Below are 12,891 nucleotides of genomic sequence, written 5' to 3'. Positions count from 1 at the left end.
TGCAGGTCATTTGCTGGCTGTGCGGACGCGGCCCCCTCGGGGCCGGAGGCCGGATTTGGCGTGGATGCGCCACGGGGGACTTCTACCCGTGTGGGCGCACCGGAAGCTCGGTCAGGCCACGGATCAGCAAACTGGGTTGCCGGTGCGGTACGAAGCCCGGAGTCAGGGCGAGATGTGGGAATCGTTCCAGCAGCGCGGTGAATGCCACCGTCGCCTCCATTCGTGCCAATGGTGCGCCGACACAGAAATGAATGCCGTGGCCGAAGGCGACATGTCCAGTGGTGCTCCGGGAGATATCCAGTCTGCCGGCGTCGGCGTAGCGGAGTGGGTCACGGTCCGCGGCGGTCAACGCGATGTAGACGAATTCCCCTTCGGGGATATCGATTCCGGCGATGGTGACGGGTTCACCGGTGAATCGAAGCGTGGCCCAGCCGACCGGGCCGTCGAAACGCAGGAACTCCTCGATCGCCGTGGGAACCCGTCCGGATCGGCGCGCAACGCCTCGAACTGGGACCGGTTCCGGAGCAGGGCATGGGTGCCGTTTCCGATCAGGTTGACCGTGGTCTCGTGGCCGGCGACCAGTAGGAGAAAGGCCATCGCCACCAATTCCGGGTCGGTGAGCCGATCACCGTCGTCGTGCTGGGAGGCCAGGCTCGACAGCAGGTCGTCTCCGGGGTGGCTCTTCTTGTCCGCGATCAGTTCGGCCAAGTAGTCATGCATCTCGCGGGAAGCCTGCCCGTGATTGCGATTGGTCGCGGCGCCGACCAGAACCTTCGTCCAGGCTTGAAAGGCCTCGCGGTCGGAGAAGGGCACGCCGAGCAGTTCGCAGATGATGGTGACGGGCAACGGATTCGCCAAGGCCTGCAGGAGGTCGACTTCACTGTGGCCGGCCATGTCGTCGAGCAGGCCCGCAGTGATCTCTTCGATGTGCGGGCGCAAAGCCGCTACTCGCCGAGTGGTGAAGGCTTTGTTCACCAGCTTGCGCAGCCGGGTGTGGTCGGGCGGATCGGCGTTGAGCATGTGCTGGTTCAACGACTGGGCGTCGGTGGCGAGATGATTCCAAACGCCTTTGCGGTGGAACAGTTCCGTCGCATCCAGTGCGTTCTTGCGCAAGCGTGGATCCGCCATTGCCGCACGTGCTTCCGCGTGGCCTATGACGACCCAGGTCGGGACCGCGTCTGGATTGTCGAACTTGACCCGATGGACCGGGCCGCGCTCGCGCCAGCGGTCGTAGTACCGGTGTGGATCGTCGTGAAAATCCGAGCCGATCAGCTCGACTGGTGTGGATATTCCGGTCTCGGCCATGCTGTCTCCCTGCTACCCGCGTCCCGGTGGACGCTCCCCACGGCGTCAGCGCAGTTTCCACGTGACCACATCCAACGTACCGAATCCTGGTTGCCTCGAACTACTTTCCGCTGCGCATACGGACATATGCCCCGAGCATTCTCGGAACCACCACATATACGGCACATGGCACCACGACCGCGGTGAGGACGAGCGCCCGCAGCGGCACCGGCCAGCCTGCCGTGAACGGTGCCATCGCTGTCATTCCCAGGGCCACCATCGGGAAGATCGCCAGCCAGGTGAGAACAGCGCGCAGGTGAACCGACGGTGCGGGGGTGAATGTGCTGGTCATTGGTACTCCTAAATATCCAACTAAATGGTTGTAGATGACAGTAGACACCATCGCTGGGCAGTCTGCAACTGTTTGGTTGGAATTTTGTTAGAGTCGTGCCATGGCCTGGGACACCGAGCGCACCAAACGCCTGCTACTCGAGGCGGCCACCACCGAATTCGGTGAACGCGGCCTCGCCGGAGCTCGTGTGGACCGCATCGCCGCGGCCGCCGGCGTCAACAAGGAACGCATCTACAAATACTTCGGCGCCAAGGACCAGCTGTTCACCGAGGTTGTCAACCACGAGATCAACGAACTGGGCGATGCGGTCCATCTCGAAGGCCACGGCGCCGCAGCCGTCGCGGACTACGCCCAGCGCTTCTTCGACCACATCTGCGCCCACCCGGCCCTCGCCCGCCTGCTTTTCTGGGAGGGTCTGGAACTCGGCACACCGGTCGCCGAGGCGGCACGCCGCGACAGCATGACCGGCAAGATCGCCGATATCCGCCGCGCTGCCCCGCAGCTGTCCGAAGCCGCTGCGCGCGAACTACTTCTGACCATCCTGTCGCTCTGCTACAGCTGGCACGGGCTCACCACACTGGACCGGCTGATCACCGGAGAAGCCGAACCCGATACGGAGCGCAGGGGGGAGCGTCGTGCGGCGATCGGGCGGATGGTCGCGGCAGCGGTGGAGGCTGGTTGAGCAGGCAGATGCCGCCGTCGCTCATGACCTTCCGGGGAGCCAGCGACGCAGCAGTCCCGGGCGCGGGCGCCCGAAGGTCGGCACGAACCAGTGTGGCAACGGTTCCCGTGCCGAGAGCCACGCAGCCGGAATTCCGGCCTGCCCGGTATAGGAGGCGACGATTCCGCCGACGATCGCGCCCGTGGTGTCGATATCGCCGTCCGCGGCCAGGCATGTGGTGACGGCGGCGGGGTAGTCGGCCAGGTGGGTGGCCGCGATCCAGATCGTCAGCGGAACGGTGTCCTGAGCGGTGACGCGGGAACCGTTGCCGAGTTGACTCACCGCGACCTCGAGAGGTGCGCCGAGCAGTGTTCGGGCGTGCGCGATGCGCCTGCTGGTGTCGCCGTCGGCGAGATGGGCCAGGACCGCATTGATGAATTCGTCTGGAGCGGGCGGATTTCCGGTCGCCCGCGCCTGTGCGGCCGTGCCCGCCGCCAGTGCGACCGCCACCGCACCGGCAATCCCCTCGGAATGCATATGGGTAACCTGCGCCGACCGAACTGCCGCGGCGACAATCTTTTCCGGGTCGCCCGCATGGAACGCGCCCAGCGGCGCGACCCGCATCGCGCCGCCGTTCCCACACGACCCTTCACTGCCGAACGAGGACCCCGCCGCATCCCGCCACCGCGCACCCGCCCGGATCCGCTGCAAGGTCTCGGTCGCACCGAATCCGTAATCGCGGCTCAGATCGAATCGCTCGGCGAAGGCGGTGGCCAGACGATCGGAATCGACCTCGCCGTGCCGGCCGAGTTCGTCGACCACGCTGCACGCCATCTCGGTGTCGTCGGTCCAGCGCAACTGCCGCTGCGGGAGCTGTCCTGCCAGCAGTTCGGGGACCGATCGGCCCAGTACCGGAAATTCTTGCCCCAGCGCATCTCCCACCGACAGACCGGCGAGTGAGTCGAGCATCAAGTCGATATGCATCGCCGATAATCGTATCGGCGCTGAAAGGGAACCCGACGTCGAGTGAGGTGGCGGCCCAGGTCGGTAGCCGAATCAGCGTTCTCTGGCGATCCTGTAGGCCCCGACCGCGGCATAGGAGCCGGTGAGGATGGTCATCGCCAGCCCGGCGCGTAGTGGCAGATCCCGGCGGGCGACACGGACCGCACCCGCGAGGGTGTCGCTGGAGTCTACGAACAGGGACAGTTGCCGCCATTTGCGGCGTTCTGCCGCGCCTCCGGTGAGGTAACCGACGCCCATGGCGAGGGCTCGGCCGCCGTAAATCCTTGTCATATAGGTGAGTTCAGGGGAGGGCGCGACGCCGAGTGCCTTGGCGAAATGCCTCGGGACGGTCAGCGAGGCGACGGCGAGTGCGATGCGCCCGGCCGCGAGGAGTTCGAGTGGATCGAGACCGCCCCTCGCGGGGGCGACTGCGGCCTTGTTGTCGGCAACGGTGGCCATGGCGTCCATGAGTGCTCCTGATCCCTGAAACCTGGGCAAACATACTGGTCACAACAGCTCTGACCTGCATGCGACGCTAACATAAATAAATGAAGTCAGCTACCTGATATAGAAGTTGGATTCTAAAAATGTCCAGATTGGTAGGGTGCTCGATATGGCGCGACGTTCCTATGACCAGTACTGCGGCCTCGCACAGGCGATGGATGTGGTGGGCGAGCGCTGGACGCTACTGATGGTGCGTGAGCTGATGTCGGGGCCGAAGCGGTACTCCGATCTCGCCGGTGCACTCGACGGCATCGGCACCAGCCTGCTCGCCGCTCGCGTCAAGCAGCTCGAGGCCGACGGACTCGTGCGCCGCACCCTCCTGAATCCTCCGGTCTCCGCGGTCGCCTACGAACTCACCGGCACCGGCCGCGAACTCGGTCGCGCCCTGATGCCGTTGGCGCTGTGGGGAGCCCGGCATTTCCTGCGTGAACAGCGCCGCCCGGAGCAGGGGTACCGCGCCGAATGGTCGCTGGTCTTCCTCGCCGACCTACTCGACCCGCAACAGCTGAATACAGACGCCACCTACGAATTCCACATCGACGACAGTGTTGCCAGGCTCCGGATCTCCGACGGCCGCGCCGAAGTGATCGCAGGTGCCGGCCCCGCCGACGCGACGCTGCGCACCGACGCCGCGACCGTCGCCGCCATCGCAGGCGGGCGGCTCACCATTGCCGCCGCGGCCGCGGAGAACCGGCTCGAGGTCGATGGAGATCCGGAAGCGCTCCAGGCACTGCTGGTGCTGCTGGACGGCGCGCTGAGCCGGCTCGATCTCGCCGGCGTTCCGTCGGAGTGAGGATGCCGTGTCGCTCAGCCCGCTGCCTTGATTGCCGGTGCGAGCCCGCCCGGCATCATCAGTTCCGCGCTGGAGGTGATCTGCTTGCCGTTCACCGTGACGGTGGGAGTGGAGTTCACACCACCGGCGAGTGCTTCCTCGGTCTTCGTACGCAGCAGGCTGTCATATGTGCGATCGGTAATGCACTGCGCCACCGCATCATCGGTGTATCCGGCTGATTTCGCGATACTGATCAGCTCGTCGTCGGTCAGGCCGGCGCCGCCCTCGGACGGTTGTCCGGTGAACATGTCCGCCAGCCACGACTGGTAATTCTCCGTACCCGAGTTCGCGACACAGAACGACGCATTACCGGCCCGCGAGGAGTAATGCGTGCTGCTCGCCGCGTCGAGAAAGGTGATGACCTGATATTCGACCGCGGCGGTACCGTCCTCGACCGCTCCCTCGAGCACCGACCCGTTGGCCGCCTCGAACATCTTGCAGGCCGGGCACTGCAGATCCATGACCACCCGAACCGTCACCTTCGCATCGGGATCCCCGATCCGCACCGCCCCGTCCGCCAGCACGTTCCGGGCAGTCGAGGCGCCGGTGGCAGGGGTGGCAGTCCCCGGAATCTCCGAGGCCAAGGCGTTACGCGCGACCAGTCCGATCCCCGTCGCCACCACGAGCGCCAGCACCACCACGACCGGCACCAGCACCGTGAGGTACCTGCGATTCGGAGTCGATGCAGGTGGTTGCGGCTCGCCGCCGGGATACATGGTCATTCGGGTTCCCCTTCGATGGATATGCCGGGGTCAGCTTATGTACCGGAGGTGCGGAGCGCGAGACCGGCGGGTGCAGGCGGTCGACCCGGGCGCGTGGCCGAGTCGGGGGTCCGGCTGAGGCGAGTCCAATGGTCACTTTTGGTGTCGTGTTTTTGCAATCGCATGTGATCGGCTGTGGTGCAGAGTGAACGCACAGTCGATTCATTGCGGAGAGGAAGAAGACTCATGGCAATTGCCACCTTGAAGATGGTCACCCTGGACAGTGCCGATGCGCGGCGTGACGCGGAGTTCTGGGCGGCGGCGCTGGGGTGGGACATTGCGCATGTGCAGGACGAGTACGCCATGCTCACCGGTCCGGACCATGCGCTCGGATTCGGCACCACCCCGGATTACCAGCCACCCACCTGGCCGAACGAGAACGGCACCAAGCAGTTCCACCTGGATTTGGCGGTCGAGGATATCGAGCTCGCCAGCAAAGAACTGGTCGAACTGGGCGCGACGTTGCCGGAGTTCCAGCCGGGCGACACATGGCGGGTGCTGCTCGACCCGAGCGGCCACCCCTTCTGCCTCACCCGCGCAGCCAACTGGGGCTAGCAGGTATGACTGCATGAATCCTTCTGCATGTATGCTTGCATGTAATGCTGCAGAAGGAGGGCGTGATGGCGACGGTTCAGGTGCGAGACGTTCCGGACGAGGTAGCGGCGGTGATCGCGGAGAAGGCCAGTGCTGAACACAAATCGGTATCGGCGTACCTGCGTGATCTGATGGCTGCTGATGTGCGGCGAGAGTTGCAGCGTCGGGCTATCGCCACCTGGGACGAGAAGTTGCAGCAGACTCAGCAGCGATTGGGGCTCGCCGGTCGGTCGGCGGTATCAGGTGCCGAGGTTGTTCGTGAGGTCCGCGATGATTACGACCGGGACAGCGAATGATCGTTGTCGATGCGTCAGTGTGGGTGGACCTGCTACGCGGGGTGCTGCCGACCGGATATGCCGACCGCATTCGAATCGCGGGATGCGTTTCCCCACCACACGTCGATTTCGAGGTGGGGTCGGCGCTCATCCGCCTAGCCCGCCGCGGTGAACTGGAATTCGAGCAGGCTCGCGAATTGATCGCTGCATTCAGCACCCATCCTGTTGAGCGAATCCGTGAACCGGTCGACTCGGTCGCAGCTGTTGCGTTGGTGGACAACGCCACTTATGCGGATGCGGGATATATCGCGTTGGCCCAGCGGCTTGCGTACCCGTTGATGACTCTGGACGACGGGATGCAGAAGGCAGCCAGGATTCATGGGGTGGAAGTTGTCGGCGTATCCGGCTGACCGTTGGTTCCGCTAGCGTCCCGCTCCACGCTCCAACAGGCGTTCGACGTCTCGCGCGCGCCGATCCATCCGGTCGGAGCCGGTATCGCGGTCGGTCTTCGTGGGCCCGCAGTGTGCGGCAGGTGCGTCCCGTCACCTGGGTTCACCCGACCGAATAGGTGTCGCGGAACGCTTCGCGAACGGTGGCGGCGTCCGACGGTGCCTGGCTCTCGATTCCCGAAACAACCTCGGACACTCGCCAATAGTTCGACGGGACCAGCCTTCCGGAGAGCACTGCAGTTACGGCTGTACTCGCGGCTTCGTCCGGTTTTCCGGCCGCCACGAGAGTCAGGCCCAAATCCAGGTTCGCCGAAGCGATCCGGCGTGGCCGCACCAATTGCGCAGCTTCCAGGTCAGCGAGGACGTGCCGGGCGTAGGACTCGGCTGCGGGATCACCGAGCCAGGACAACGTGGTTGCCACGTACGCATCGGATTTGGCTGGGTCGAAACGGAAATGGTGCTCCGGACGATCCGGGACGTTCAGGCCGGAGGCGAGTCGTGCCACGCGGCGCAGAGCGTCGTAGGTGCCTGTGCTGTCTCCGAGTCGGGCCAGCGCGCGGCCTTCTTGAGCGGTGGCCTGGATGAATGCCGAGCTGTCGGCAGGAGCGACGGTCTGCGCGGCGCGGGACAGTTCGGCCGCTTCCGTGAATGCGCCGTCCGTAAGCCGTTGCCATGCCCGTGTTTCCAGGCACCAGGCCGCAATCTCGGGGTGCTGGGCTTCGTCCGCGAGCTTCCATGCCAGATGTCCTCGCGCGGCTGAGGCGGTGGCCTCGCCCAGATCGATGTGGCACGTACTCGCGAGCAGGGAGAGCCAGCCGACAGAGACCAGTAGGCGGCGATGCTGGGTCAGGGTCTTGCGGCTGTCCATGAGGCGCCCGGCATAGCCGAGATTCCGTCGGATGCGTTCCAGCAGTTCGCGAGGTGGTGTCGTCGGATAGCTCGCTGCCAGGTCGTCGACAGCCGATTCCAGGTGGTCGAGGGTGCCGCCACCGATATCCGATGCTGCAGCCCGCGCAATCCACTCCGCTGCTGCCTGTGCACCGTCCTCCGGTTCGTTGAACAGCGTCGACCCTATTCCCAAGGTGTCGGCGTATGCACGCACATGATCGGGCCCGATCCGGCGTTGCCCGGTCTCCAACATTCCGAGTAGCGGTTTGCTGTAATGCGTGAGTGCGGCCATCGCGGACAGGCTGATGCCCGCAGCTTCCCGTGCCGCACGAAGCCGCTCACCTGTGACGATCTCGTCGTCGGTGTTCATGTCCTCCACGGTATCCGTGCGGCGCGCGCAGTTGTAGACGGTTGTGGACAACAAGATGCTGCCGCACCCGATTCCGCGCGCTTAACGTCGTTTTCGGCCTCGTCGCCGGGTTGATGCCGCGGTTCCGGTAGTCCTCGGCGGCGGGTGCTTGTCGATGACGACGGGCGAGAGGGGACGGGCTGTGGACGACTGTGGACAGGGCGGGCGGTATCTCCAATTCCGGGATGGGAGTTGGTGGGGGACGACGGATGGCCGGTGCCGATGGGAGATTCGGATCTGGTGCGGGACCGCTACTTCACTGCCCCGTCGGTATTGCCGTCGCCGAATACGTCCGGGGTCGACGGCGCGGAGCTGTCATGAGCGGTGGGTGGGTGCTCGTGGGCTGGTTGGTCGTCGTCGGTCTGCCGCTGGTGGTGCTCGTGGCCGTGATCGTGTGGCCGACCGATTAAATTCGGACATCCACCCCGTCATCATGGACGTCGACAGTCCGCACCGAGCGGAATGGGATGTCAGGAGGATTTGATGGCGCGCGAACTCGTGTATACCGGCTTCATGTCGTTGGACGGGGTGGTCGACTCGCCCGGCGGGACAGTGGAGGGGCACCGCAGCGGAGGCTGGGTGATGGACACCGAATTCGTGCCCGAGGCGTTCTCGCTGAAGGGGGAGGAGCTCGCGGATACGAGTGCGTTGCTGTTCGGGCGCCGCAGTTATGAGGCGTTCGCACCGATCTGGCGTGATTCGGCCGACCACGCCGCGTACAAGGATCTGCCCAAGTTCGTGGTCTCCTCCAGCTTGACCGACGACATGTTGATCGACGGGTGGGGGCCGCTCACCATCCTGCGCTCGGCGGACGAGGTCGCGCAGCTGAAGCAGACCGAGGGCGGCGCCATCTACATCCACGGCAGCGCCGAGCTGGCTCGCGGCTTGTCGGAGGCGAACCTGATCGACCGATACAACCTGTTGGTGTTTCCGGTGCTGCTGGGAGCGGGGAAGAGCGTGTTCAGCCGGGCCGACAGGGACAAGCAGACACTGCGGCTGCGGGAGTCCGCGAGCTATTCCAACGGAGTGACGAAACTCGTGTACGACGTCGTCCACTGAAAGTACCTAAGCGTGACAGATTCCTCGGCGCCGGCGACTGCATAACTTGGTGTTCACCACGCACACACGAGCACCGAGGAGACGGTCATGAGTGACATCAACGAGCTGGTCCAGCGCTACCTTGCCGCCTGGAACGAGACCGATGCCGAGCAGCGGAAGGCCGTGCTGGCCGAGGTTTTCGCCGCCGACGCGACCTATACCGACCCACTGGTCGCGGTGCGTGGTCACGCCGAGCTCGACGCCGCCATCGCAGGCGTACAGGAGCAGTTCGGCGGGCTGGTGTTCAGCCTGGGCGGTGTGGTCGACGCGCACCACGACATCGCGCGGTTCACCTGGAACCTCGGGCCCGAAGGCGCCGAACCGCTGATCGTCGGCTTCGACGTCGCGGTCATCGGCGACGACGGCCGAATCACCCAGGTACTCGGCTTCCTGGACAAGGTGCCCGCCGGCGCCTGAACACCTCGATCACCACGAATCAGGAGCAGTCATGACCGCCTACGCCATCGCAAATCTGCACAACTCGAGTCCGCACCCGGACGTCGCCGAATACATCGAACGTATTCCCGGCACCTTCGCACCGTACGGCGGTCGCTTCCTGGTGCATGTCACCCCGCACGAGGTGAAGGAGGGCAGCTGGGACGGCGCCGTCGTGGTGATCGAATTTCCGGACATCGAGCAGGCGCGAGCCTGGTGGGACTCGCCCGCGTACCGGGAGATCGCACCGTTGCGCTCGCGCCACATCGACGGCGACATCGTGCTGGTCGCGGGAGTCGCCGAGGATTACGACGCGACCGTCACCGCCGCGGCCATGCGTGCCGCACTCCCCGGCTGAATCCGGTTGTCAGGCATCGTAATTGAACCCGAAGACGCGAGCACCGGTTTCGCTGCGAGGCCGGTGACTCGTTGCCGGGCCGAAGGCGATGTAGGTGCCGGGTCCGTACGTGGTCGAGCCCTCGATGATCTCGCCGTGCACGATGAAGTACGCCTCGCCGTAACCGTCGTGCACGTCGAGTTCCGGCCATTCGGCACCGGGTTCGAGGTCGATGACCCAGGTCCTGATCCCCGGCATACCGGGCAGCGTGCGGACCTGCACTCCGGGCTCCAGCTGATCCACCGGCATATCGTCGACCGTCACCGCCAGGCTCTGCTCGGGCTGTACCTGCTCCGGAGTGCTCATCAACACAAGATCTCACTCGCTCGGTGGGGCCGGGCGCCAGGGTGCCGGCCGTGGACCTGGACGAGCAGGCATTCAGCCCTGGCCCCGGGGGGATCACCTGCGGCTCAGCGCACCAACGAGTGAACCGTCGTCCCTCTCACCCGGTCGAAACCGGATGAGAGGGACAGTTTTTCGCTACGCCGATGATCAGGCGGCCGGTGTCGCCGGGGCGGTGCCGGCGCTACCACTCAGCAGCCCCTCCAGCAGGGTGGGCAGCAGATCGGCGCTGCCGGTGCCGGGGGTGGGGGTTTCGCCGTCGATATCGACGGCGGTGGATGCGGCGTCGCCAGGTGTGCCGGCGGACGCGCTACCGCTGGCCAGGGCCTCGAGCAGACCGGGCAGCAATTCCGCGCTGCCGGTGCCGGTGGCGGGAGCGTCATCGATGGCTCCGGCGACCGGAACGGCCTGGGCGATACCGGCACCGAAACCGGCCAGGGCGACCGCCGAGACGGCAGTGAAGGCGAAACGGGCGATTCTCACGAAGGTTCTCCTCGCTTGTTCTGTTGTGTTGGCGAATCAGAATCGTGGGAGCGCACCAGAGTGTTAACAACGAATTTTTCACTTTTCGTCCCGTTCGGCACCGCCGCCGATTCGGCATCGCGGCGAATTTGCTGCTGAATCTCGTTGTTGAGCTTTAGTATTCAAGGCCATGGTTACTGGCCGCTGTCGTTACCGAACTTGGCGGAGGGTGAACGGCCGTCGGGTGCGGACTGGACTACTTGTCGTCGTGCTCGCGCTTACCGGCTGTGGAGGTGACAATGATGCCGATACACAGCGGAAACAGGGGAGTGCAACCTCCAGTGGTGAGCCGTCGCCGGCGGCGATGAACGTACTGCCGGGTATGCCGCCGCCACTGTCGGCCACCGACGTCTACGCGGCCGATCGGGAATTCTCCCCGGCGGTCGCGGGGCATTTGCCTAGAGTGTATGTGCCGAACAGCAAGTCGGACACGGTGTCGGTCATCGATCCGGCCACCTTCCAGGTTGTCGAGACCTACCCCTCGCAGGGACGGGAGCCGCAGCACGTGGTGCCCGCCTACGATCTGCAAACGCTGTACGCGACCAACGACCTGCCGATCGGCAGCGGAAGCCTGCTGCCGATCGACCCGCGTACCGGCAAAGCCGGTGATCCGCTACCGGTGCGCGATCCCTACAACCTGTACTTCACCCCGGACGGGCGCTACGGCATCGTCGTCGCCGAGGCCGACAAATCGCTGGACTTCTACGATCCGCACACCTGGCAGAAGGTCGACTCCACGCCGGTGCCGGACTGCCCCGGCGTGGACCATATGGATTTCACCGCCGACGGCCGATTCGCCCTCGCCAGTTGCGAATTCGGCGGCCGGATGGCGGTAATCGACATCGCCTCCCACAAGCTGCTCGAGACGGTACAACTGCACGGCGGCCCCTCGGGCATGCCACAGGATGTGAAGCTGTCACCGGACGGCTCCACCTTCTTCGTCGCCGACATGCACGCCGGCGGGATCTACACCATCGACGCGAAATCCTTCGCCGAGACCGGCTTCATCCCGACCGGCAAGGGCACCCACGGCCTGTACGTCACCCGCGATTCCCAGCAGATGATCATCACCAACCGCGGCGAAGGCAGCCTGTCGGTCTGGGACTTCGCCGACCGGAAACTGGTACGCACATGGTTCATCCCCGGCGGCGGCAGCCCGGACATGGGAAACATCTCCGGCGACGGCCGAGTGTTCTGGGTCTCGGGGCGATACAACAACGAGGTTTACGCCATCGACATCGTCGAGTGGAAACTGCTCGCCCGAATCCCGGTCGGCGCGGGGCCGCACGGACTGACGGTGTGGCCGCAACCCGGCCGCTACTCCACCGGACATACCGGGGTCATGCGCTGAGTCGACCTGCGAGGGCAGAGCTCCCGTTTGGTCGTGCAGCCCGTCGATCCCCCAACCGACAGGCACGGTCGGAGCCAGTGCAGTGGAACCCCTACACGAATCCGGATTCGTAGGCCACGATGACTGCCTGGGTGCGGTCTCGGGCGCCGAATTTCGCCAAAATCGAGCTGACATGGGTCTTCACCGTTTCCGACCCTACGTACAGGTCGGCCGCGATCTCCGCGTTCGACAGACCTTTCGTCATCAGGCGCAGGACCGCCACTTCCCGTTGCGTGAGGTCGGCGCGCTCCAGAATCGCGCGTGCGCTGTCGTTTCTGCGGCCCGCCGCCAGCGATCGGACAGCAGCCGGATAGAGCACCGAATCGCCTTGTGCGACGGTGCGTACGGCATTCGCGATCTCGGTGGGGCGAGCACGTTTGAGCAGGAACCCATCGGCGCCGGCGCGCAACGCCTCGTAGACGTAGTCGTCGTTTTCGAAGGTGGTGATGATCAGGATCTTCGGCGGGTCCGGCACGGCTCGAAGCACCGTCCGGGTGGCTTCGATCCCGTCCATCAGCGGCATCCGCACGTCCATCGCGATGACATCCGGGCGCAATCGCTTGACCTCGCCGACCACCGACACACCATCGGCCGCTTCGCCGACCACCGTAATTCCCTCTTGCGCATCGAGAATCGTCCGCAGTCCCGCCCGCGTCAACGGTTCGTCGTCCACCAGCAGCACCGAGATGGTCACCG

General features: G+C 65.2%; 19 protein-coding genes and 1 pseudogene. 9 read left to right on the top strand and 11 right to left on the bottom strand.

What is annotated here, in order from left to right; all coding sequences use genetic code 11:
* Positions 1-82: 82 nt before the first annotated feature.
* The 4 genes and pseudogenes from NV2_RS32240 to NV2_RS13415 all read right to left on the bottom strand — a co-directional run bounded on the left by NV2_RS32240 (position 83) and on the right by NV2_RS13415 (position 1,636).
* On the bottom strand, positions 83-220 hold the full coding sequence (locus NV2_RS32240) for a cytochrome P450 (RefSeq protein ID WP_245662594.1): 138 nt from the start codon (positions 218-220) through the stop codon (positions 83-85).
* Positions 221-232: 12 nt separating this feature from the next.
* A pseudogene (locus NV2_RS32685) lies at positions 233-454 on the bottom strand (cytochrome P450); the annotation flags it as partial.
* Positions 346-1,305 (bottom strand): cytochrome P450, encoded by a 960-nt coding sequence (locus NV2_RS13420; protein WP_281198538.1) that lies wholly within the window; start codon positions 1,303-1,305, stop codon positions 346-348. The pseudogene NV2_RS32685 and the gene NV2_RS13420, both read right to left, overlap by 109 nt.
* Positions 1,306-1,405: 100 nt before the next feature.
* Positions 1,406-1,636, bottom strand: coding sequence for a putative antibiotic biosynthesis monooxygenase (locus NV2_RS13415; RefSeq protein WP_067872831.1), 231 nt, complete (start codon positions 1,634-1,636; stop codon positions 1,406-1,408).
* 100 nt (positions 1,637-1,736) lie between these two features.
* Here NV2_RS13415 and NV2_RS32680 point away from each other — a divergent pair, with 100 nt between their 5' ends.
* Positions 1,737-2,318: a TetR/AcrR family transcriptional regulator gene (locus NV2_RS32680; RefSeq protein ID WP_067872828.1), complete on the top strand. Its 582-nt coding sequence runs from the start codon at positions 1,737-1,739 to the stop codon at positions 2,316-2,318.
* Between the two features lie 21 nt (positions 2,319-2,339).
* On the opposite strand, the gene NV2_RS13405 is transcribed toward NV2_RS32680, so the two are convergent.
* Both NV2_RS13405 and NV2_RS13400 read right to left on the bottom strand, forming a co-directional pair.
* Positions 2,340-3,281 (bottom strand): ADP-ribosylglycohydrolase family protein, encoded by a 942-nt coding sequence (locus NV2_RS13405; protein WP_067872825.1) that lies wholly within the window; start codon positions 3,279-3,281, stop codon positions 2,340-2,342.
* A gap of 72 nt (positions 3,282-3,353) precedes the next feature.
* Positions 3,354-3,767 carry a hypothetical protein gene (locus tag NV2_RS13400; protein WP_245662583.1) on the bottom strand — a complete coding sequence of 138 codons (414 nt, stop codon included), beginning with the start codon at positions 3,765-3,767 and terminating at the stop codon, positions 3,354-3,356.
* Positions 3,768-3,912: 145 nt separating this feature from the next.
* Between NV2_RS13400 and NV2_RS13395 the strand changes: the two genes are divergently transcribed.
* The gene (locus NV2_RS13395; protein ID WP_067872821.1) at positions 3,913-4,596 is read left to right on the top strand and encodes a winged helix-turn-helix transcriptional regulator; all 684 of its coding nucleotides are present in this window, start codon (positions 3,913-3,915) and stop codon (positions 4,594-4,596) included.
* A gap of 14 nt (positions 4,597-4,610) precedes the next feature.
* On the opposite strand, the gene NV2_RS13390 is transcribed toward NV2_RS13395, so the two are convergent.
* Complete coding sequence (locus tag NV2_RS13390) at positions 4,611-5,357, bottom strand: DsbA family protein (protein WP_084474563.1); 747 nt, start codon at positions 5,355-5,357, stop codon at positions 4,611-4,613.
* 225 nt (positions 5,358-5,582) lie between these two features.
* On the opposite strand from NV2_RS13390, the gene NV2_RS13385 reads away from it, so the two are divergent.
* From NV2_RS13385 to NV2_RS13375, 3 genes are read left to right on the top strand one after another with little or no spacing between them, the layout of a single operon-like run.
* A complete protein-coding gene (locus NV2_RS13385) occupies positions 5,583-5,951 on the top strand; it encodes a VOC family protein (protein WP_067872818.1) in 369 nt (122 codons plus the stop codon).
* Positions 5,952-5,995: 44 nt separating this feature from the next.
* Positions 5,996-6,286 carry a hypothetical protein gene (locus NV2_RS13380; protein WP_067872815.1) on the top strand — a complete coding sequence of 97 codons (291 nt, stop codon included), beginning with the start codon at positions 5,996-5,998 and terminating at the stop codon, positions 6,284-6,286.
* Positions 6,283-6,675: a type II toxin-antitoxin system VapC family toxin gene (locus NV2_RS13375; protein ID WP_067872811.1), complete on the top strand. Its 393-nt coding sequence runs from the start codon at positions 6,283-6,285 to the stop codon at positions 6,673-6,675. Before NV2_RS13380 ends, NV2_RS13375 begins: the two co-directional genes overlap by 4 nt.
* Before the next feature lie 142 nt (positions 6,676-6,817).
* On the opposite strand, the gene NV2_RS13370 is transcribed toward NV2_RS13375, so the two are convergent.
* Positions 6,818-7,972 (bottom strand): helix-turn-helix domain-containing protein, encoded by a 1,155-nt coding sequence (locus NV2_RS13370; protein WP_067873071.1) that lies wholly within the window; start codon positions 7,970-7,972, stop codon positions 6,818-6,820.
* 522 nt (positions 7,973-8,494) lie between these two features.
* Here NV2_RS13370 and NV2_RS13365 point away from each other — a divergent pair.
* The 3 genes from NV2_RS13365 (at position 8,495) to NV2_RS13355 (ending at position 9,902) form a co-directional block, all read left to right on the top strand.
* The gene (locus NV2_RS13365) at positions 8,495-9,070 is read left to right on the top strand and encodes a dihydrofolate reductase family protein (protein ID WP_067873067.1); all 576 of its coding nucleotides are present in this window, start codon (positions 8,495-8,497) and stop codon (positions 9,068-9,070) included.
* Positions 9,071-9,157: 87 nt separating this feature from the next.
* A complete protein-coding gene (locus NV2_RS13360; protein WP_067872808.1) occupies positions 9,158-9,526 on the top strand; it encodes a nuclear transport factor 2 family protein in 369 nt (122 codons plus the stop codon).
* A gap of 31 nt (positions 9,527-9,557) precedes the next feature.
* The gene (locus tag NV2_RS13355) at positions 9,558-9,902 is read left to right on the top strand and encodes a DUF1330 domain-containing protein (RefSeq protein ID WP_067872805.1); all 345 of its coding nucleotides are present in this window, start codon (positions 9,558-9,560) and stop codon (positions 9,900-9,902) included.
* A gap of 9 nt (positions 9,903-9,911) precedes the next feature.
* Here the strand turns inward: NV2_RS13355 and NV2_RS13350 are convergent, their stop codons facing one another.
* Together NV2_RS13350 and NV2_RS13345 are read right to left on the bottom strand one after the other, a co-directional pair.
* Positions 9,912-10,247: a cupin domain-containing protein gene (locus tag NV2_RS13350; protein ID WP_067873064.1), complete on the bottom strand. Its 336-nt coding sequence runs from the start codon at positions 10,245-10,247 to the stop codon at positions 9,912-9,914.
* Positions 10,248-10,433: 186 nt separating this feature from the next.
* A complete protein-coding gene (locus NV2_RS13345; RefSeq protein WP_067872803.1) occupies positions 10,434-10,766 on the bottom strand; it encodes a hypothetical protein in 333 nt (110 codons plus the stop codon).
* A 343-nt stretch (positions 10,767-11,109) separates the two neighbouring features.
* Between NV2_RS13345 and NV2_RS13340 the strand changes: the two genes are divergently transcribed.
* Positions 11,110-12,156, top strand: a complete 1,047-nt coding sequence (locus NV2_RS13340; RefSeq protein ID WP_245662582.1) for a YVTN family beta-propeller repeat protein — start codon at positions 11,110-11,112, stop codon at positions 12,154-12,156.
* Positions 12,157-12,247: 91 nt separating this feature from the next.
* Here the strand turns inward: NV2_RS13340 and NV2_RS13335 are convergent, their stop codons facing one another.
* Entirely contained in the window at positions 12,248-12,889 is a 642-nt protein-coding gene (locus NV2_RS13335; RefSeq protein WP_067872797.1) for a response regulator transcription factor, read from the bottom strand.
* Positions 12,890-12,891: the final 2 nt, after the last annotated feature.

Source organism: Nocardia vermiculata NBRC 100427, assembly GCF_001613265.1.
Lineage (GTDB): Bacteria > Actinomycetota > Actinomycetes > Mycobacteriales > Mycobacteriaceae > Nocardia > Nocardia vermiculata.
Note: the sequence above shows the minus strand (reverse complement) of the source record. Positions and strands in the feature narration are given on the sequence as shown.